At 71.0% G+C, this 18,613-nt stretch carries 15 protein-coding genes; 10 read left to right on the forward strand and 5 right to left on the reverse strand.

Annotation, left to right across the window (positions count from 1 at the left end):
• The first annotated feature begins 3 nt into the window (after positions 1-3).
• From NR798_RS07070 to sthA, 4 genes are all read left to right on the forward strand, one after another.
• Complete coding sequence (locus NR798_RS07070) at positions 4-984, forward strand: type II CAAX prenyl endopeptidase Rce1 family protein (protein WP_375770657.1); 981 nt, start codon at positions 4-6, stop codon at positions 982-984.
• An 83-nt stretch (positions 985-1,067) separates the two neighbouring features.
• The gene (locus NR798_RS07075) at positions 1,068-3,035 is read left to right on the forward strand and encodes a hypothetical protein (protein ID WP_375770658.1); all 1,968 of its coding nucleotides are present in this window, start codon (positions 1,068-1,070) and stop codon (positions 3,033-3,035) included.
• A gap of 154 nt (positions 3,036-3,189) precedes the next feature.
• Entirely contained in the window at positions 3,190-3,510 is a 321-nt protein-coding gene (locus NR798_RS07080) for a hypothetical protein (RefSeq protein ID WP_375770659.1), read from the forward strand.
• Positions 3,511-3,670: 160 nt separating this feature from the next.
• A complete protein-coding gene (sthA, locus tag NR798_RS07085) occupies positions 3,671-5,068 on the forward strand; it encodes a Si-specific NAD(P)(+) transhydrogenase (RefSeq protein ID WP_375770660.1) in 1,398 nt (465 codons plus the stop codon).
• A 61-nt stretch (positions 5,069-5,129) separates the two neighbouring features.
• Here sthA and NR798_RS07090 read toward each other — a convergent pair whose 3' ends face one another.
• Positions 5,130-5,804 (reverse strand): hypothetical protein, encoded by a 675-nt coding sequence (locus NR798_RS07090; RefSeq protein ID WP_375770661.1) that lies wholly within the window; start codon positions 5,802-5,804, stop codon positions 5,130-5,132.
• 158 nt (positions 5,805-5,962) lie between these two features.
• On the opposite strand from NR798_RS07090, the gene NR798_RS07095 reads away from it, so the two are divergent.
• Complete coding sequence (locus NR798_RS07095) at positions 5,963-6,550, forward strand: RNA polymerase sigma factor (RefSeq protein ID WP_375770662.1); 588 nt, start codon at positions 5,963-5,965, stop codon at positions 6,548-6,550.
• Between the two features lie 9 nt (positions 6,551-6,559).
• Here NR798_RS07095 and NR798_RS07100 read toward each other — a convergent pair whose 3' ends face one another.
• On the reverse strand, positions 6,560-7,309 hold the full coding sequence (locus NR798_RS07100; RefSeq protein ID WP_375770663.1) for a DUF2652 domain-containing protein: 750 nt from the start codon (positions 7,307-7,309) through the stop codon (positions 6,560-6,562).
• A 162-nt stretch (positions 7,310-7,471) separates the two neighbouring features.
• Here NR798_RS07100 and NR798_RS07105 point away from each other — a divergent pair, with 162 nt between their 5' ends.
• The 4 genes from NR798_RS07105 to NR798_RS07120 all read left to right on the forward strand — a co-directional run bounded on the left by NR798_RS07105 (position 7,472) and on the right by NR798_RS07120 (position 13,524).
• Positions 7,472-10,093 (forward strand): heavy metal translocating P-type ATPase, encoded by a 2,622-nt coding sequence (locus NR798_RS07105; RefSeq protein ID WP_375770664.1) that lies wholly within the window; start codon positions 7,472-7,474, stop codon positions 10,091-10,093.
• A gap of 161 nt (positions 10,094-10,254) precedes the next feature.
• Positions 10,255-11,550 (forward strand): cytochrome-c peroxidase, encoded by a 1,296-nt coding sequence (locus tag NR798_RS07110; protein WP_375770665.1) that lies wholly within the window; start codon positions 10,255-10,257, stop codon positions 11,548-11,550.
• Between the two features lie 14 nt (positions 11,551-11,564).
• Positions 11,565-12,683, forward strand: coding sequence for a metallophosphoesterase family protein (locus tag NR798_RS07115; protein WP_375770666.1), 1,119 nt, complete (start codon positions 11,565-11,567; stop codon positions 12,681-12,683).
• Between the two features lie 22 nt (positions 12,684-12,705).
• Complete coding sequence (locus tag NR798_RS07120) at positions 12,706-13,524, forward strand: c-type cytochrome (RefSeq protein ID WP_375770667.1); 819 nt, start codon at positions 12,706-12,708, stop codon at positions 13,522-13,524.
• 21 nt (positions 13,525-13,545) lie between these two features.
• Here NR798_RS07120 and NR798_RS07125 read toward each other — a convergent pair whose 3' ends face one another.
• On the reverse strand, positions 13,546-14,205 hold the full coding sequence (locus tag NR798_RS07125; protein WP_375770668.1) for a M12 family metallopeptidase: 660 nt from the start codon (positions 14,203-14,205) through the stop codon (positions 13,546-13,548).
• 229 nt (positions 14,206-14,434) lie between these two features.
• Between NR798_RS07125 and NR798_RS07130 the strand changes: the two genes are divergently transcribed.
• Entirely contained in the window at positions 14,435-15,784 is a 1,350-nt protein-coding gene (locus tag NR798_RS07130) for a hypothetical protein (RefSeq protein WP_375770669.1), read from the forward strand.
• Between the two features lie 15 nt (positions 15,785-15,799).
• Here the strand turns inward: NR798_RS07130 and NR798_RS07135 are convergent, their stop codons facing one another.
• Together NR798_RS07135 and NR798_RS07140 are read right to left on the reverse strand one after the other, a co-directional pair.
• Positions 15,800-17,236 carry a TolC family protein gene (locus NR798_RS07135; protein WP_375770670.1) on the reverse strand — a complete coding sequence of 479 codons (1,437 nt, stop codon included), beginning with the start codon at positions 17,234-17,236 and terminating at the stop codon, positions 15,800-15,802.
• Positions 17,233-18,546: an HlyD family secretion protein gene (locus tag NR798_RS07140; protein ID WP_375770671.1), complete on the reverse strand. Its 1,314-nt coding sequence runs from the start codon at positions 18,544-18,546 to the stop codon at positions 17,233-17,235. The genes NR798_RS07135 and NR798_RS07140 overlap by 4 nt, the downstream gene beginning before the upstream one ends.
• Between the last annotated feature and the right edge of the window lie 67 nt (positions 18,547-18,613).

An 18,613-nucleotide genomic window follows, 5' to 3' on the forward strand; every position in this document is an offset into this window, starting at 1 on the left:
GCCATGAGCAGCCGCAAGGACACGTTGTGGTTCATCTGCATCACGCTGGTGCTCAGCTGGCTCGTGGGAGGGCTGTGGTTGCTGGACGAGCGGCGCGTGTTCCTGCTCCGGGTGCTGATGTGCGTGCCGGCGGTGGTGGCGATGGGCTGTGCGTGGGGCTTCCGGCGTGAGCCGCCGCGTGCAATGGGCCTGGGCTTTCCGGGGTGGGGGTACTGGGCCCTGGGCCTGCTGTTGCCCTTCGGGTACGTGGCGGTGGAGGTGGCGCTGGCGTACGCGGTGCGGCTCGTGTCGGGGCGGCCGGACTTCATCACCTTCCAGCCCGAGTCCGTGAAGGGGCCCTTCGGTCTGCGCGGCCTGGGGGCGGTTCCCGCGATGTTGGGCTTCCTGACGGTGGGGTCGCTGACGTGGCTCCTGGTGGCGGTGGCGTACAGCCGTGGCTGGGCGGAGCGCGTGCGCGCGCGCCTTCCCCCGGGCTGGAGTTGGGTGGCCCACCTCTTCTCGCTCGTGTTGTGGGTGCCCTCGCTCTGGATGGGCGGGCTGCCGGGCGAGCTGGCCGAGGAGATGGGGTGGCGCGGCTACCTCGTGCGCCGGTGGATGGAGCGCCCCGCGATGGCGGCGGCCATCACCATGCCGGTATGGGCCGCCTTCCACCTGCCCATCATCTTCTCCACCACGCAGCGCGGGCATGTGCTGCAGAACCTCTCCTTCCTCGCCTCCATCGCCGTGGCCGCGGTGGTGTTCGCCGCGCTGTACATGGCGAGCCGCTCGGTCTGGCCCTGCGCGCTGTTCCACCTGAGCTGGAACGTCTTCAACCCCATGCTGCTCGGCGACGTGTACTCGGGGCGCCCCGGCCTCTTCGGGGGCGAGGTGTGGGTCTTCAATGGCGAGGGCGTCTTCGGCCTCGTGCTCAACGGGTTGCTCGCGGTGTGGTTCTTCCGGCGCTGGAGGCACGCTCCCGCGGCGCGGCCCGTGCTGGGAGTGTAGGCAGGCAAGTACCGCCAGCGAGCCCCGGTCCGCACCGGCCCCGGGAGGCGTGGGGCGCGCCGGTTGTGCTAGGCCACCGCCTCATGCTTCGCACCGCCGTCACCGCCCTCGCGCTGGCCCTTGCCTGCGCGGCCTGCTCCTCGATCCCCCGGCTCGAGGACACCGTTTCCAAAGAGCAGCTCAACCCGGTCCGGGTGCTGCCGCAGAACGCGCCGCTGTATGCGCGCGTGAGCCAGGACGGGTGGCGCGAGGCGCACCAACTGGCCTCGGACGTGCTCGGCCCCCGGCTGCTCGGGCCCGGCCGTGAACGAGACCTCCTCAGCCCGGCCCTGCTGCTGGCCTTGGAGCCGCTGCTCGCGGGCGATGCCGCCCTCCCCGGTTGGGATAGCGCGCGGCCGGCGTTCTTCTCCTTCGGCTCCGCGCGGACGGAGCGGTTGGAGCGAGTGGTCTCGCTGGGCGGGCTGATCGAGGAGGCGGACCTCCCGCCCGGAATGCACACGGTGGCGCTGTTCCCGGCCGTGGACGAGGGCGCGCTCGCCGCCCGGCTCGAGCAGTGGTGGAAGGAGACCGCGTCCGGCGAGCAACCGGTGGTGCACCGCATCCAATCGCTCCGAGGGTGGGTGCGGCTGGATCTCTTCGGCGGCCGCGCTTTCGTGGATGAGCAGGGAATGCAGGCGGGGCTCGAGCAGGCGCTGAGCAGCCCCGCCCCGGCGCACTTGCGGCTGACGCCCGCGCTGGCGGCGTTCGTCTCTGGCCGCGCCGACGTGGCGTTGTACGTGCCCTTCGATCGGGTCCGCCCCACCGCCGCGGCGCAGAGCGCGATCGGGATGGTCGATGCCGTGAGGAACGTGAGGCCGGGGCATGCCGACATGATCATGGCCATGGGCAGCAGCGAGATGGCACAGCAGTGGATGCTGCTCGACCCGTCCTCCGCGGAGCTGGAGGATCTGCTGCTGACGTTGGAGCTTCAGAAGGAGCACGCGCTGACGGTCGACCTCCTGACCACGCGCACCGAGCTGGGGCGGAGGCTGGCGGCGGAGGAGGGCGGGACGCGGATGCTCCCCCGCTTCGCGGACGGCCCGTCCTTCCTGGACGTGCGAATGAGCGGCACGTACGGCCCGGCCATGCGGGCGGTGCCGTTGCCCCGCGTGGTGCAGCTCCGCCTGAATCAGGGAAGCGAGCACCGCGGCGATGCCCCGATGGCGCAGGTCGCGGAACTGTTCGAGGTCGCCGGCTCCTGGGGCTATCTCTCGGTCCTGCAGTCGCCGAGTGCCTGGGTGCGGCTGGCCAGCATCGCCAACCTCAAGGTGAACGCGCTACCGACGCCGGTGGCGCTCACGGCGCGGCTGTTGCCGTTCACCTCCACCTCGCTCGCCCAGGGCGAGCTGCCCAGAGCCGCGCTCGTCCTCGCCTTCACCACCGCCGCGGAGGCGGACGAGTTCCTCTTCCAGATGCGCCAGGGCGGCGGTACGCCTCAGGGGTTGAGCGCTCAGCGCCTCCCGTCGGCGGAAGGCGGGCTCGCGTACGCGTTCTTTGGCCTCGGGCTCACCCCGGAGCAGGTGTTGGCCCCCGGCGGAGCGCTGGAGGCGATCCGCCCCGGTGCCACCCTGACGGTGGCGCCCGGCGTCGCCGAGCTGTTCGGCGGCAGGCTGCCCCCCGCGCTGCGGGCGATGCTGGCACAGGGCCCGGCGCAGCTCACCATCGACTCGCAGGCGCCCGTGGGCCACTCGCGCCTTCAGGTGGGCACGCCGGCGCAGGCGGCGGAGGCCACTGCACCGCTTCCCGCGTTCGAGGCGATCTCCCGCGGAGATCCGCGCGAGCTGTGCAGGTTCGAGCTCGCCACCCCCATGGCGAACACCGCGAAGGCCTTGGCGGACCTCGATCCGGCGGACCGGGCCACGCTCATGGCGGCTGCCCTGGCGGAGTTCGACGCCAGCGTCGCGCGGTGTGCCCAGCAGGACCCCGCGCTGGCGAAGGACGCGCAGCTGGTTCGCGATCGCGCCACCGCGCTCGGCAAGCGGCTGGCGGAGCTCGAGCAGCAGAAAGACTGACCAGGTGCTGGCCTGGGCCGTGGGCCAGGCCGGTGGACGGCCGTGCAGCCCCATCTGGGCACACGCCTGTCCTGTGAGGACGCCCTCCGCCCATCACATCCGCCACACAGCTCGTCTGCCTTTTGTGGTTTGCCCACGAAAGGTGGATGAAGCAATGGCCCGGTCGATCCGTGTTCTTTACCAACGTGTGCAGGGCAGGGTGCGCCGCAACTTCAACTGGCCTCCGATCACCGGGAATTCTCCCGTCGTGATCACGGCGGCGGAGTGGGCCCCCTCGGGAGGACTGTTTGGCCCCACCGTGGGAAGACCCAACCTAGGTGAGGCAAGTGTCTACGTCACCAACATCGGCCCGCACAACCCCGAAGGGGGTCCTGGCGGAGTGGAATTCCATCTTCACGTTGATTGGGGTTCTCCCTTGGACGTCATCGTCACGATCTCCGTGTTGGACGACATCGAAGCCTTCGTCGTTGCCTGATGAGCTGGCCCCGGGAGGGTGCCAAAGGACTCGTTCCGGCACTTCGGGCTCTCCGAGTCGTCCCCCGCGAGTCGTCTGACGCCCTTCCTGTCTGTCCGCCCCCGGTCATCGCTCCGGGTGATTTCTTCCCCCGTCACCCGGGCTGGAGAGAATCCGGCCCATGAGCGTGCGGCAATTCGACATCGTGGTGATTGGCTCGGGACCGGGCGGCGAGGGCGCCGCCATGAAGGCCGCGAAGTCCGGCAAGCGGGTGTGCATGGTGGAGCGGCTCCCGCTGGTGGGCGGGGCCTGCACCCATACCGCCACCATCCCCTCCAAGGCGCTGCGTCACGCCATCCAGCGCCTGGTGGACGTGCAGGTGGACCATCCGGACCTGCGCATCGAGCTGGCCAAGAGCTGGAAGTTCAAGGACATGATGCGGACGGCTTCGTCCGTGGTGTCGCGTCAGGTGCGGCTGCGCACCACGTTCTACGAGCGCAACCGGGTGGAGCTGGTGGTGGGCCAGGCGCGCTTCCTGGATGCCTCCACCGTCGAGGTCAGCGAGCCACGGGGCGCCAGCGAGCTGCTGTCCGCCAAGGCCTTCGTGGTGGCCACGGGCTCGCGTCCCTACCGCCCGCCGGACCTGGACTTCAAGCACCCGCGCATCTTCGACTCGGACACCATCCTCACGCTGGGCGAGACGCCGCTGACGATGATCATCTACGGCGCGGGCGTCATTGGCTGCGAGTACGCGTCCATGTTCCGCATGCTGGGCGTGAAGGTGGACCTCATCAACACGCGCGAGCGGCTGCTGTCCTTCCTGGATGACGAGATTTCGGACGCGCTCTCCTACCACCTGCGTGAGCAGGGCGTGCTCATCCGGCACCAGGAGCAGATGGAGCGGGTGGAGACGCGCGAGGACGGGGTGGTGCTGCACCTCAAGAGCGGCAAGCGGCTGAAGGCGGACATCTTCCTCTGGGCCAACGGGCGCACGGGCAACACGCAGGATCTGGGACTCGAGGCGCTGGGCATCCAGACGGACTCGCGCGGCAACATCCCGGTGAACGACGCGTACCAGACGGCCGTGCCGCATGTGTACGCGGTGGGGGACGTGGTGGGAAGTCCCTCGCTGGCGAGCGCCTCGTATGACCAGGGGCGGTTCGCCGCCACGCACATCGTCGAGGGGCGGCTGGAGATCAAGCTGGTGAAGGACATCCCCACGGGCATCTACACCAGCCCGGAGATCAGCAGCCTGGGGCGGACCGAGCAGGAACTCACGCGCGATGGGGTGCCCTATGAGGTGGGCCACGCGTTCTTCAAGAGCCTGGCGCGCGCGCAGATCACGGGCCGCACGGTGGGGATGCTCAAGATGCTCTTCCACCGGGAGACGCGGGAGATCCTCGGCCTGCACTGCTTCGGGGACAACGCCTCGGAGATCATCCACATCGGCCAGGCCATCATGGCGCAGGAGGGGCCGGGCAACTCCATCGACTACTTCATCAACACCACGTTCAACTACCCCACCATGGCCGAGGCGTACCGGGTGGCGGCGCTCAACGGGCTCAACCGCCTGTTTTGACGGTGGCCCCCTCTCCCTTTGGGAGAGGGCGGGGGGTGAGGGTCGTCCGCCGCCGTGGGACTCAGCGCTGGCGGCGGTCCTCGCGCGTCTCGCGCCGGTCTTCACGCAGCTCTCGGCGGTCCTCGCGCAGCTCGTGCTTGTCCTCGCGGACCTCGTGCCGGGCGAGCTGCGCCAGCTCCACGATGAGCGAGCGCTTGCGCTCCAGGCCCACGGGAGTCTGGACGCCCGCGAGCGTCTTCAGCTCCTGGGCGATGCGCCAGCGCACGGACTGGGAGGCGGCCTCGACCTGGGCGTCCCGGCGGTCATCGCGGCGGTCGCGCCGGTCGTCGCGGAGGTCTCCCCGGTCATCGGCGAGGGCCACCGGACGGCCGGCGGCCCCGTCCCGGCGGACTTCACGGCGATCCGAGCGGATTTCGCGGGTGTCGTGGCGGACCTCGGCCTTGTCGGAGGCGAGCTCGGCATGGCCCTCGGAGAGCTCCTCGCGCAGCAGGGTGCGCAGGCGGGAGTCCACCTCGGCGAGCCCGGCGGCATCCTGGCGGGAGCGGGCGGAGTCGAAGCGGGCCAGCACGGCCTCGAGCTCTGCCACGTCCCCGCGGTCGTCGCGGGTCTCCTGGCGGTCCTGGCGCTTCTCCTGGCGGTCCTGGGCGCGCTCGGCGTGGTTGCGCACGGCCTGGGCGCTGGCGGTGGTGCTGGAGAGGAGGAGGGCGGTGAGGAGCGCGGTGGTGCGGCGGTTCATGGGGTGATTCCTTTGGAAGATCGGCCTGTGCCTCCATGAACACGGCGGTGGGGCGGAAGTTGCGGGCCGTGTTCTGACGGGTTGAATCCCGGCGTGTCTCGGGTAGTTAGACGGGTGATGGGGCGCGAGGTGCGCGCCCGGTGAGTTCGAGGCACGGCATGCGGGAAGGCACTGGTGAGGGGGAGTTGAGTCCAGCGGTGGTGGAGTCGCTGGTGGGGAACCACCGGCGCTTCCTGGGTTTCCTCGAGCGGCGGGTGGGCAGCCGGGCCGTGGCCGAGGAGCTCCTCCAGGCCGCCTATGTGCGCACCCTGGAGAAGGGGGGAGACCTGGAGGACGGAGAGAGCGCCGTCGCCTGGTTCTACCGCCTGTTGCGCAACGCGCTGGTGGACCACTACCGCCGGCAGGGCGCCGAGGGCCGGGCCCTGGAGCGCGAGGCGCGCGAGGCCTCCGAGCTGGGGCCGGACCCGGAGCTGACGCAGACGGTGTGCGCGTGCATCCACGACCTGCTGCCCGCGCTGAAGCCCGAGTACGCGGAGATGGTGCGGCAGGTGGACCTGGAGGGGCGCGGCGTGCCGGAGGTGGCCCGGGAGGCGGGCATCACCCCGAACAACGCGGGGGTGAGGCTGCACCGGGCGCGGCAGGCCCTCAAGAAGCAGCTGGAGCGCAGCTGCGGCACCTGTGCGGCGCACGGGTGCCTGGACTGCACGTGCGGCAAGCCGGGTGGGGGCTGCAAGCCGTCCGCGTGACGGGGCGCGTCAGGGCTGGAGGGCGCCGGCGACGCTCTCGCCCCCCACGTCGAAGTTGCGGAAGCCGGTACAGGGCTGCTTGAGCTTCAGCATGTACGGCAGCGTGCGCCATGTCATCCGCGTCCAGGCCACCAGGCGCCGCAGGGCGGACGGCTGGAGGGACAGGGCCGGCGCCGGCTCCAGGGCGTCCAGGGGCACGTAGCGCAGCGTGTACCGGCCCAGGCCCTCGAGCTCCTCCTGGAGGGACAGGGCGCGCTCCCGAGGCCCGGGCGAGAGCTGCCGGGCCAGCGTCTCGGTCATCAGCACGTACTCGCGGATGGGCACCGAGTTCTTCAGCATCCGGTGGACGACGATGACGTCCACGCCCCCCAGCTCGGTGAAGCGTTTCACCCGCTGGAAGGCGACTTCGCCCTGGTGCACGACGAACTTGAGGGTGAGCTGCTCCACCTGGGTGCAGCCCTCGCAGGTGCACGTCCGGTCGATGCGCAGCGTCTCCTTGCGGTGCTCGAAGGCGGCGCGGATGGCGCTCACCGCAGGGAGCACGTCCACCCGGGCGTCCTCGGAGAGCGGGGCGTAGAAGAAGGCCGCGTCCCCCTCCAGCTTGGCCAGCTTGAGCGGCGAGGCCGCGCCGTCGATCACCGCCTCCAGCAACTGCGTCACCATGTCATGGGCATGGGCCAGGTTGATGGAGTGGGTCTTCAGGAAGCGCGTGTATCCGCCGATATCCGCGATGAGGAGCAGGGCGCGCTGGGTGGCCATGGAGGAGTCGATATCAAGGTGGGGGGCGGTGGGGCAATCGATCGCCCGCTTGACGGGCAGGATGGCTCAGCTACTTCCCCTGCCGGACCCGGGGGCGCGGCGTGACCACTGTAAGGGTCTGGCGGGCGTTTCGTCAGCCTGGGTGAAAGGACGAATTTCTTCATGGCCCACGAGCACACCCACTCGCACGACTCCCACGCCGCCCACCCGGCGGGCCCTCCTTCCCCTGGTGAGGGCAAGGTGGTGGACCCGGTCTGCGGAATGACGGTCGACCCGGCGGACGCGAAGGGGGGCAGCCACGTCCACAAGGGCGCGACCTACCATTTCTGCAATCCGAAGTGCCGGGAGCGCTTCGCCGCCGAGCCCGAGAAGTACCTCCCCAAGGACCCCGTGTGCGGGATGTCGGTGAACCCGAACGCCCCCAAGGGCGGCACGCACGTCCACGAGGGGAAGACGTACTTCTTCTGCAACCCGAAGTGCCGGGAGCGCTTCGCCGCCGAGCCGCAGAAGTACCTCCAGGCGAAGGGCGAGCCCGAGTCGGTGGAGGCCCCGCCGGGCACGATGTGGATCTGCCCGATGGACCCCGAGGTCCGCCAGGACCACCCGGGCGCCTGCCCCAAGTGCGGCATGGCGCTGGAGCCCGAGCAGCCGGTGGCGCTGGCGGCGCGCACCGAGTGGGTATGCCCCATGCACCCGGAGATTGTGCGGAACGAGCCGGGCGCCTGCCCCAAGTGCGGCATGGCGCTGGAGCCGCGCACGGTGCTGCCCGAGGAGCAACCGGACCCCGAGCTGCTGAGCATGACGCGGCGGTTCCGGGTGGGCGTCGTCCTCACGCTGCCGCTGCTCTTCCTGGGCATGTCCGAGATGATTCCCGGCCAGCCGGTGCAGCGCGCCTGGGACCCGCGGGTGCTGGCGTGGGTGCAGCTCGTGCTGGCGAGCCCGGTGGTGCTCTGGGGCGGCTGGCCCTTCTTCGAGCGCGGTTGGGCGTCGCTGAGGAACCGGCACCTCAACATGTTCACCCTCATCGCCATCGGCACGGGGGCGGCGTACCTCTTCAGCCTCTTCGCCACGCTGGCGCCGGGGCTGCTGCCCCACGCCTTCACCGGCCATGGCGGCGCGGTGCCCGTCTACTTCGAGGCGGCGGCGACCATCACCACGCTGGTGCTGCTCGGGCAGGTGCTGGAGTTGCGAGCCCGCCGTGCCACCTCGGGGGCCCTGCGCGCGTTGCTCAGCCTCGCCCCGGCCGTGGCCCGGCGCATCCGCGAGGATGGCCGTGAGGAGGACATCTCCCTCGAGCAGGTGAAGGTGGGGGACTCGCTGCGCGTGCGCCCCGGCGAGAAGGTGCCGGTGGACGGGGTGGTGGTGGAGGGCGAGAGCGCGGTGGACGAGTCCATGGTGACGGGCGAGTCCATGCCGGTGGAGAAGGTGCCGGGGGCGCGCGTCACGGGGGGCACCGTCAACGGCACGGGCAGCCTGGTGATGAAGGCCGAGCGGGTGGGGCGGGACACGCTGCTCGCGCGCATCGTCCAGCGGGTGAGCGAGGCCCAGCGCTCGCGCGCGCCGATTCAGCGGCTGGCGGACAAGGTGGCCGCGGTGTTCGTCCCGGCGGTCATCGCGGTGTCGGTGCTCACCTTCCTCGTCTGGGCCTTCATGGGGCCCGAGCCGCGGCTGGCGCACGCGCTGGTGAACGCGGTGGCGGTGCTCATCATCGCCTGCCCGTGCGCGCTGGGGCTGGCCACGCCCATGTCCGTGGTGGTGGGGACGGGGAAGGGGGCGGGGGTGGGCGTGCTCATCCGCGACGCCGAGGCGCTGGAGCTGCTGGAGAAGGTGGACACGCTGGTGGTGGACAAGACGGGCACGCTGACGGAGGGCAAGCCGAAGCTGGTGTCGGTGGTGGCGGCGGAGGGCCTGGACGAGGCGCGGCTGCTGCACCTGGCGGCGAGCCTGGAGCGGGGCAGCGAGCACCCGCTGGCGGCGGCGGTGGTGGCGGGGGCCGAGGCGCGCGGGGCGGTGCTGACGGCGGCGAAGGGCTTCCGCTCGGTGACGGGCAAGGGGGTGACGGGGAGCGTGGGAGGCTCGGAGGTGGCGCTGGGCAACGTGGCGCTGCTCGAGTCGCTGGGCATGGACGCCGGGGCGCTGCGGCCTCGCGCGGAGGCGCTGCGGCGCGAGGGGCAGACGGTGATGTACGTGGCGGTGGACGGAAGGCCGGCGGGGCTGCTCGGGGTGGCGGACCCCATCAAGGCGACCACGGCCGAGGCGCTGGCCACGCTGCACCGCGAAGGCGTGCGGGTGGTGATGCTCACGGGAGACAGCCGCACCACGGCCGAGGCGGTGGCGCGCCAGTTGGGCATCGACGAGGTGGTGGCGGAGGTGCTGCCCGAGGGGAAGGGGGACGTGGTGAAGCGGCTGCAGGCCGGGGGCCGCACGGTGGCGATGGCGGGAGACGGGGTGAATGACGCGCCGGCGCTGGCCCAGGCGGACGTGGGCATCGCGATGGGGACGGGGACGGACATCGCGATGGAGAGCGCGTCGGTGACGCTGGTGAAGGGGGACCTGCGAGGCATTGCCCGGGCGCGGAAGCTGAGCCGGGGCACGCTGCGCAACATCCGGCAGAACCTCTTCTTCGCCTTCGTCTACAACACGCTGGGCGTGCCCATCGCGGCGGGGGTGCTGTACCCCTTCTTCGGGTGGCTGCTGAGCCCCATGCTGGCGGCGGCGGCGATGAGCCTCTCGTCGGTGTCGGTCATCGGCAACGCGCTGCGGCTGCGCAGGCTGCACCTGTGACGTGTCTTTTCCCGGACAGCACCCGGCACTGAACACCCCTCTCGTTCCGTGGTTGGTGCCGTTGCTGTCTGGGTTTATTGCTTCGTCCCGTGCTTGGCGGTGCGCAGCGGACGCGCACGACTGGAGGGACGACGATGAGGCCCGGGGCCCGTGTTTCCTGGATGCTCGCTGCCCTGCTGTGCGCCGGGGCGGCTTCCGCGGAGGGCCCTCCCCAGGGTGCTCCGCCTCCGAAGCTGCCTCCTGGCGTCTCCGCCATTCTCTGGAAGATCTCCGTGCCTCCCGGCATGGAGCCCACGCCGGAGAAGGTGGCCCTGGGCCAGAAGCTCTTCCTCGACAAGCGGCTGTCGCTCGACGACTCCGTCTCCTGCTCCACCTGCCATGACCCGGAGAAGGGCTTCGTGGACGGCCTGCCGGTCTCCGAGGGCGTCGAGAAGCGCAAGGGCATGCGCAACAGCCCCACCGTGCTCAACGCCCTGTTCAATGCCACCCAGTTCTGGGATGGGCGCGCGCCCTCGCTGGAGGAGCAGGCGAAGCTGCCCATCCTCAACCCGGTGGAGATGGCCATGCCCTCGCCCGAGGCGGTGGTGGCCAAGGTGCGCGGCATCCCCGAGTACGCCACCGAGTTCCAGCGCGTCTTCGGGCGCGAGGTGAACTACGACGACCTGGCCTCGGCCATCGCCGCCTTCGAGCGCACCCAGTTCTCCGGCAGCGCCCCCTTCGACCGGTTCCTCCTGGCGGGAGACGAGAAGGCCCTGGACGCCTCGGCGAAACGCGGCTGGGCGCTCTTCAACGGCAAGGCCCGCTGCAACGAGTGCCACGCGGCCAATGCCACCTCGCCGCTGTTCTCCGACCAGAAGTTCCACAACATCGGCATCGCGGCGCACAAGCAGGACTTCGTGAAGCTCGCCCAGCAGGGGCTCCGGGTGGTGCGCACCGGAGACGAGAAGCAGATTGACGAGCTGGCCCTGCAGACGGAGTTCTCCGAGCTGGGCCGCTTCCTGGTGACGAAGCAGGAGAACGACGTGGGCAGCTTCAAGACGCCCACGCTGCGCAACACCGGCCTCACCGCGCCCTACATGCACGATGGCTCGCTGGCCACGTTGTGGGACGTGATGGACCACTACAACAAGGGCGGCGTCGCCAATCCCTTCCTGGACGGAGGCATGCAGCGGCTGGGCCTCACCGAAGCGGAGCTCGATGACGTGGTGGCCTTCCTCTTCACCCTCACGGACGAGCGCTACGCGAAGCTCAACGCGAAGGAGTTCGCGAGGCAGCGCGGGCGCAAGAACGTGCGCCCGGAGCGGGACACGGCGGCGGCCCTGGGGAAGAAGGGCAACCTGGGGGACATCGGCTTCAGCCCGAACGTCCAGGTGAAGAACCCGGCGGAGGTCGGCGCGTACGGCGGCGAGACGTCGGAAGGCAAGACGGCGGACAAGGCGAAGGCACCGGCGAAGTAGGAGGCGCACGGCCCATGGGCAAGGGATACAAGAGCATCGAGACGAAGTACTACGAGGAGCGCGCCGCCTTCTTCGACGAGCTGGGGAAGCTGGATCGCCGGGCCTTCCTGCGCGTGGCGGGGCTCTCGGCCGGCATCGCCGCGGGCATGGGGCTGGTGACGCCGCAGGGCTTCCAGCTCGTGCGCGTCGCCGAGGCGCAGGGCTCCAAGCCGCGCTTCAGCTTCGCGTACATCTCGGACACGCACCTCTACACGAAGGATCTCAATGACCGCTTCGTGCGCTCCATCCTGCGCGCGGTGGACGACGTCAACGCGTTGGATCCGCAGCCGGACTTCGTCCTCTTCGGCGGAGACCTGGCGCAGCTGGGCCAGCGCGAGGAGTTGAAGCTGGGCGCGGAGATCCTCAAGGCCGTCAAGGCGCCCGTGAAGATGATGGTGGGCGAGCACGACTGGTTCCTCGACATGGGCGAGGCGTGGCGCGAGCTGTTCGGTGCGCCCACCTACTCGTTCGATCACAAGGGCGTGCACTTCGTGGTGCTCAACTCCATCCTGGAGAAGGACTTCTGGACGGAGCGCGGCTACACGCCGATGGAGCGCATGAAGGTCGTCGCGGGCCTGGACAACGCCATCCAGTCGCGCTTCGAAGTGGGCGCCGAGCAGCGCGAGTGGCTCAAGCAGGACCTGGCCAAGGTGGACAAGAAGACGCCCGTCATCGTCTTCAGCCACTCACCGCTCTACAAGTACTACCGGCCGTGGAACTTCTGGACGGACGACGCGGACGAGGTGCAGGCGCTGCTGCGCCCCTTCCAGCAGGTCACCGTCGTCCACGGGCACACGCACCAGCTGCTCACCAACCGCATCGGCAACATCGACTTCCACGGGATGCTGTCCACGGCGTGGCCCTGGCCCTACGCACCCGAGGGCCTGCCCTCGCTCACCGTGCAGATGAACCGCCCGGACCCCTTCAGCAACTTCGATGGCATGGGGACGGGGCGGGTGGACGTGCTGGAGGCCGGCGCCGTCGACAAGCTGTACAGGCTGTGGGACCGCGCGCCCATCACCGTGCGCGCCAGCTACCTCGCGTCCAACGGGAAGAAGGACGCGCCTCCCCGCCCCAAGCTGCCCAGCTACTAGCGAGTCCCCCCGAGAGGAAGCCATGATCCACCGGAAGAAGCTCCTCACCGGCCTGTGCGCGCTGCTGTCTGGAGTGGGCGGCGCGGCGCTGGCCACTGACTCCGTCCCCGGCGAGCGCCCTCGCCACGAGCTGCCCCCCTCCCAGGAGGGCAACCTCGTGCTCGGCCTGTGCGACGGCGAGACGTCCCTGGAAGTGAAGGGCGTGAAGGAGGGCGAGCCGCTGTCGCGCGAGCAGGCGTTGCAGGTGACGTCGCAGTTGATGCAGGAGTGGCGCCGCAAGAACCCGGACGCGCGCTGGGACGTGGTGGCCCAGGCGCCCGCGCCCAAGCCGCCGGGGCCCGCCAATCCCCAGGGCCCGCGCAGCCCGCCCGCGGTGCCGCCCACGCCGCAGAAGCCCTCCGCGGGCAAGTCGAACCAGGCGGAAGGCCCCACCGCGTCCTCGGGTGCCCCGGGCATGGCGGAGAAGAAGGACGCCAACGTCCAGACGGGCCACACCTACGGTGCCTTCAGCGAGCGGGACGAGGCGATCTGGGCCGCCTCCACGCAGGCCTTCGTGGAGGAGGGCAACCGGGTCTTCCACGACGCGGATGCGCTCGGGAGCAAGGTGGCGGTGTCCTGTGACATGTGCCACCCGGATGCGGCCAACACGCACCCGGAGACCTATCCGAAGTACCAGGTGCAGTTCGGCCGCGTGGCGCTGCTGCGCGACATGATCAACTGGTGCATCGAGAACCCGGTGCGCGGCAAGCCGCTGGCCGATGACGATCCGAAGATGCGGGCCATGGAGGCCTACATCTACGCGAAGCGGAAGGGCGTGCCGCTGGAGTTCGGCAAGCACTGAGGGCGTGGCCCCGGGTGGGGCTCACGGGCGGCCGTAGAGCAGGGCGGTGGCCTCGATGGAGCCGCCGTCCAGGTTTCCCTTCGAGACACGGACCTGCTCGTGCCCCAGGCCGATGGCGTGGCCGATGGCGTGGAGGACGTCATCCGTGCCGGAGGTGTCGGCCAGCGTGAGGGGCTGCTCGCCGCCGGCCCGTCCCAGGTAGGAGCGGCAGTCCTCCCCGCGCGTGAAGGCCACGTAGTGGGGGTGGCTCGAGGCGTTGTCGCGGGTGCGCTGGACGAAGCGCAGCCCCGTGCGCCGCTGCCACTGCTGGAGGGCGGCGGTGACCCGCTCCGGGTGGGGCAGGTCCGGCGCCACGGTGTAGGGGATGACGCCCTGGGGCCAGGCCTGCCGGATGGGGAGGATGCCCAGGCCCTCCATGCGCGGCGACTCGGGGAAGGCGGCGGGGATCGTCCGCGCGCGGATGCGCTCCTCGGCCTTCTCCATCAACCGGGTGGGCCCCAGGATGATGTCGTCCTCAAGGATGGCGAGGCCCCGGTCATCGGTGTAGCGCACCGCGAGGACCCGGCCGGACGTGGCATCGCGGAGGTGGCCCAGGCGAAGGGAGGACGGCGCCGCGAGGGCCGCTGTCGATAGGACGAGCCCCAGCGCGGAGACGGAGAGAGAGAGGTTCTTTTTCGACATGGACGGCCCCTGGTTGTCCGGGTTGGAAGAGCCACGTCAGGAGGAGGCCGTTCACACGGAATGTGATGGACGAGGGAATGCCCCGCGGCCCTATGGCTCCGGCGGAGGGGCGTGCCGGGGAGAGGGCTGAGGGAAGCGTCTGTCCGCCCGCTCCCTCCGCGGACGGGCGGTGGGCCTGGTCCCTTCCATCTCGACGGGACGAGCCCCAGCGTCCCGGACGAGGTGGAATATGCGGACGCTGCTCCTCTCCTTGGGCCTGATGCTGGCCTTCCCCGTCGGAGCCTGGTCGCAGGAGGCGGAGCACGGGCACGGCGCTCACGCCGAGCCCCCGGCCCAGGGCGGGCACGGCACCGGGCACATGGGGCACATGGGGCACATGGGACAGGAGTCGCGCGAGGCCGAGTCACTCCGGGACATTCCGTTGATGCGGCGGGGCTCGGGCACGTCCTGGCAGCCGGATCTCATCCCCCCGTCGATGCTTCACTGGGACGCAGCGGGATGGGGCCTCATGTTCCAGGGCCTGCTCTTCGGAGGCTACGACGTGCAGGGTGGTCCCCGGGGCGACGACGCGTTCGCGGGCATCGGCTGGCTGATGCTCATGGCGAGCCGGGAGCTGCCGTCGGGGCAGCTCGTCGGGAGCGTCATGCTGAGCCCCGAGCCCTTCACCGCGGGCGCGGATGGCGGCTACCCGCTGCTGCTCCAGACAGGAGAGACGTACCAGGACGAGCCGCTGCGGGACCGGCAGCACCCGCATGACCTCTTCATGGAGCTGGCCGTCTCGTACTCGCACTACTTCTCGGACACGTGGGGGCTGCTGCTCTACGCGGCGCCCGCGGGCGAGCCGGCGCTGGGCCCGGTGGCCTTTCCGCACCGGGTGTCGGGTTGGTACGACCCGCTGGCCGTGCTGGGGCACCACTGGCAGGACTCGACGCACATCTCCTTCGGGGTGCTGACCGCGGGCATCCTCACGCCGAAGGCGAAGCTGGAGGTCTCCTGGTTCAACGGCCGCGAGCCCGACGAGAATCGCTACGACCTGGACCTGCGGGCGCCCGACTCGTTCTCCACGCGGCTGTCGGTGAACCCCACGGCGCGGGTGAGCGCGCAGGTGTCCTACGGCTACCTGAAGAGCCCCGAGCTCCTCGAGCCAGAGGTGCCGGTGCACCGGCTCACCGCGTCGGCCACGTACCACGCGCCCTTCGGGAGCAACGGCTTCTGGGCCACCACCGCCGTCTTCGGCCGCGACATCGAGGGCGAGGAGGCACCCACCAATGCCTTCCTGCTGGAGAGCAGCCTGGACCTGGACGGGCACCACGTCGTCTTCGGGCGGGCCGAGTACGTCCAGAAGGCGGGGCATGACCTGGTGCTCCCCGAGCCGCTGGAGCACTCCGTCTTCGACGTGGGCAGCCTCGTCCTGGGCTACGTCTACAACCTCGGCCCCTTCGGCCCGGTGCGGCCGGGGGTGGGCGTGCGCGGCGCGCTGAACGTGGTGCCCGGAGGGCTCGAGCCCTTCTACGGCAGCCGCACCCCGGTGGGCGGCATGGTGTACGTCCGCCTGGCGCCGGCCGGGGGCCACCGCTGAGCACCCGCGTGGCCGTCAGCGCGTCTCGGAGCGCGAGGTGCCTGGCTCGAGCGCGGCCGCGGCGGCGAGCAGATCCACCACCGCGCGGTGGTAGTCGACCAGGGCCTTGACCTCCTTGAGCTCCGCGTCGGCGGCGGTCTGCTCGCGCAGGTTGACGAAGAGCAGGCTGGTGGCGCCGTGCTCGAAGCGCGCCAGCTCGGCCTGGGCGAGCTGGCGGGCCACGTCCGCGGCGCTCCGGGCCAGCCCCACCCGCTCGTGGGCGGCGCGCAGGGCGGAGAGGGTGTCACGCACCTCGGTGGCCACCTTGTCCCGGGTCAGCCGGGCCTTGGCGTCCACCGCGGCGCGCTTGGCCTCGGCGGCCCGCACCTGGCCGCGCGCCCCACGGGCCTGCAGGGGGATGTCGAGCATCAACGAGGCCTGCAGCTCGGTGGGCCGCAGGCTCTCGGGCCCCCTGCCGAGGTCGCGTGCCACGGAGACGCCGAGATCCACCGCCGGGGCCGTCTGGTTGCGGGCCAGCGCGGTGTCGAGCTGGACCACCTCGCGCTGGAGCGCCAGCTCGCGCAGCTCGGGCCGCTGCCGCAGGGCCTTCTCCAGCCACGCGTCCAACCCGGCCGTGAAGGCCTCGTCGGGCGGGGGCAGGTTCTCCGGCAGGCGCGAGGCGGGCACGAGCAGGGGGTTGCCCTCCGCGTCGCGCAGGGAGAGCGAGAGCTTCAGGGCCGTCTGCTCGAGCTTGCGCCGGGCGGAGATGAGCTCGGCCTCGCGCTCCAGCAGGGCCCGCTCGTTCTCGGTGTGCTCGATGCGGGGGATGTCGCCCTGGGCCACGCGGCGGGCGAGCTGCTCGTGGCGGGTGACGGCCAGGGAGTACTGGGCGTTGGCGATGGCGAGCTGCCGGCCCGCGGCCACCCAGTCCCAGTAGTGGTAGGCCGCCTCGCGCTGCAGCTCGAGCTGCTCGCCCTGGAGCGAGAAGCCGGCGATGTCCAGCCGCAGGCGTGCCTTGGCGAGATCGGCGCGGCGCTTGTCGATGGTGCCGTTGCGCCACAGCGGTATCTCCAGGCCGGCGCGCAGCTCGCCACCGCTGAGCGTCTCGTACTCGCCGTAGTACGCGGGAATCTTCCCCTGTCCCAGGCGGTAGCCGGCGAACAGGCGCGTCCCGCCCAGGGGCGTGGGCTGCTCGAGCGTCGCATCCAGGCGCTCGTACGGGTAGTAGCCGAAGGGGATGTACGAGCCCCGGGCCTTGAGGAGCGTGTCGAAGCCGCCTTCCGCGGACAGCAGCTCGGCCTCGGCGGTGGCCACACCCTGCCGGGCGGCCTCCATTCCCGGATGCTGCTCGCGCACGGAGTCCAGCACCTCCTCGAGCGTGAGCGGGGCCTCGGCGGCGTGCACGCGCGGGGCCGCGCCCATCACCCCCAGCAGCACGAGCAGCAGTGCGGAGGGCGCGCGCGGCGGGCTCATGACTTCTCCCCCTTGTCGCCGTCCTGGCCCTTGCCGCCGGACTTCTCCATGTCCGTCCAGCCCGGCTCGGACGAGGAGAGGGCGGGGGGGAAGCCGTTGAACTGGCGCCACATCTCGTAGCCGAGGCGGACCTCGTCGAGGAGGATCCACCCGTTGGCGCGCACGCCCTGGCGCAGGAAGCGGCTGGCGGGCCACTGCTCGCCCTTGTCGGGCACCACGACGATGCGGAACTTGCCGCGCCCGTCATCGGCCGCGTCGACGAAGGCCACGGTGCCCCCGAAGGTGCCCACGGCCACCGAGGGCCAGCCGGCGAACTGGACGGCGGGCCAGCCCTCGAACTGGAGGCGCACGTGGCGGCCCGGGGAGATGAGGGGGGCGTCGTTGCCGTGCACGTACAGCTCCACGGCGCTGGAGTTGGTGTCGGGCACCAGGACGGCGAGCGTGTCACCGGCCTTGACCACCTCGGCGCCCTGCCGCGCCACCAGCCGCAGGATGGTCCCGGCGCGAGGGGCCCGTACCTGCTGGGTGGACTGGCGGGCCAGGGTGCTGTCCAGCTTGGCCAGCTCGATGCGCTCCTTGGCCAGGTCGGCCTTGGCGTACTCGTACTTGGCGAGCCCGTCATTGATGAGGGCGTCGGCATCGGTCTGGACGCGCTGGCGGTCGGAGCTGATGGCCTTGAGCTCGTTGCGGGCGGAGTTGAGGTTGGCGCGGGCGCTCTCGGCGTCGGTGGACGCCTTGGTGAAGTCGAGCTGGGCCAGCTCCAGGCTGCGGGTGGCTGTCAGCCCGTCCGCGTGCATGGCCTTCTGGCGCTCGAGGTTGAGCCGGGCCGTCTCCCGGGCCACCTCGGCGGCGGACAGCGACTGCTCGGCGGCGCGGATGCGCTCCTCCACCATGCGCACGCGCGAGCCGGCCGCCTCGATGCTCGCCGAGCGCGAGGAGCGCAGCGCGTCCACGCGGGACTCGTAGGCCATCATCTGGCTCTGGGCGGCGCTCATGCGCGCCTCGATGGCGGTGCGCTGCTCCTGCAGCCGGTCCATCAGATCCACGTCGTTGTCGGACAGCTCGACGAGGATGTCTCCCTCCTTCACGCGCGAGCCCTCCTGGACGGCCCAGTGGGTGATGCGCCCGGCGATGGGGGCCTGGATGGACTGCTGACGCTCCAGCGGGGCGTAGGCGATGACCCGGCCCTGGCCGGTGACGTTCTGCTGCCAGGGGGCCACCAGCAGTCCGATGACCGCGAGCAGCAGGGCGAGCATCAGGAGGCGGGCCACCGTCCGGGCCACCCGGGTCGAGTGCCGTACCAGCCGCATGGCAGGGAGCTCCTCGGTGGGGCCAGCATTTCGGGAGAGGGGCATCGTCATGGTCATGTGTCCGGAG

It is taken from the genome of Archangium gephyra, assembly GCF_042230915.1.
Lineage (GTDB): Bacteria > Myxococcota > Myxococcia > Myxococcales > Myxococcaceae > Archangium > Archangium gephyra_B.

Bases quoted from the DNA above. Each gene is read 5' to 3' on its own strand.
- NR798_RS07140 (WP_375770671.1), bottom strand. From the start codon at position 18,546: ATGCGGCTGGTACGGCACTCGACCCGGGTGGCCCGGACGGTGGCCCGC.
- NR798_RS07125 (WP_375770668.1), bottom strand. From the start codon at position 14,205: ATGTCGAAAAAGAACCTCTCTCTCTCCGTCTCCGCGCTGGGGCTCGTC.
- NR798_RS07090 (WP_375770661.1), bottom strand. From the start codon at position 5,804: ATGAACCGCCGCACCACCGCGCTCCTCACCGCCCTCCTCCTCTCCAGC.
- NR798_RS07075 (WP_375770658.1), top strand. From the start codon at position 1,068: ATGCTTCGCACCGCCGTCACCGCCCTCGCGCTGGCCCTTGCCTGCGCG.
- NR798_RS07115 (WP_375770666.1), top strand. From the start codon at position 11,565: ATGGGCAAGGGATACAAGAGCATCGAGACGAAGTACTACGAGGAGCGC.
- NR798_RS07100 (WP_375770663.1), bottom strand. From the start codon at position 7,309: ATGGCCACCCAGCGCGCCCTGCTCCTCATCGCGGATATCGGCGGATAC.
- NR798_RS07130 (WP_375770669.1), top strand. From the start codon at position 14,435: ATGCGGACGCTGCTCCTCTCCTTGGGCCTGATGCTGGCCTTCCCCGTC.
- NR798_RS07105 (WP_375770664.1), top strand. From the start codon at position 7,472: ATGGCCCACGAGCACACCCACTCGCACGACTCCCACGCCGCCCACCCG.
- NR798_RS07080 (WP_375770659.1), top strand. From the start codon at position 3,190: ATGGCCCGGTCGATCCGTGTTCTTTACCAACGTGTGCAGGGCAGGGTG.
- NR798_RS07070 (WP_375770657.1), top strand. From the start codon at position 4: ATGAGCAGCCGCAAGGACACGTTGTGGTTCATCTGCATCACGCTGGTG.
- NR798_RS07095 (WP_375770662.1), top strand. From the start codon at position 5,963: ATGCGGGAAGGCACTGGTGAGGGGGAGTTGAGTCCAGCGGTGGTGGAG.
- sthA (WP_375770660.1), top strand. From the start codon at position 3,671: ATGAGCGTGCGGCAATTCGACATCGTGGTGATTGGCTCGGGACCGGGC.
- NR798_RS07110 (WP_375770665.1), top strand. From the start codon at position 10,255: ATGCTCGCTGCCCTGCTGTGCGCCGGGGCGGCTTCCGCGGAGGGCCCT.
- NR798_RS07135 (WP_375770670.1), bottom strand. From the start codon at position 17,236: ATGAGCCCGCCGCGCGCGCCCTCCGCACTGCTGCTCGTGCTGCTGGGG.
- NR798_RS07120 (WP_375770667.1), top strand. From the start codon at position 12,706: ATGATCCACCGGAAGAAGCTCCTCACCGGCCTGTGCGCGCTGCTGTCT.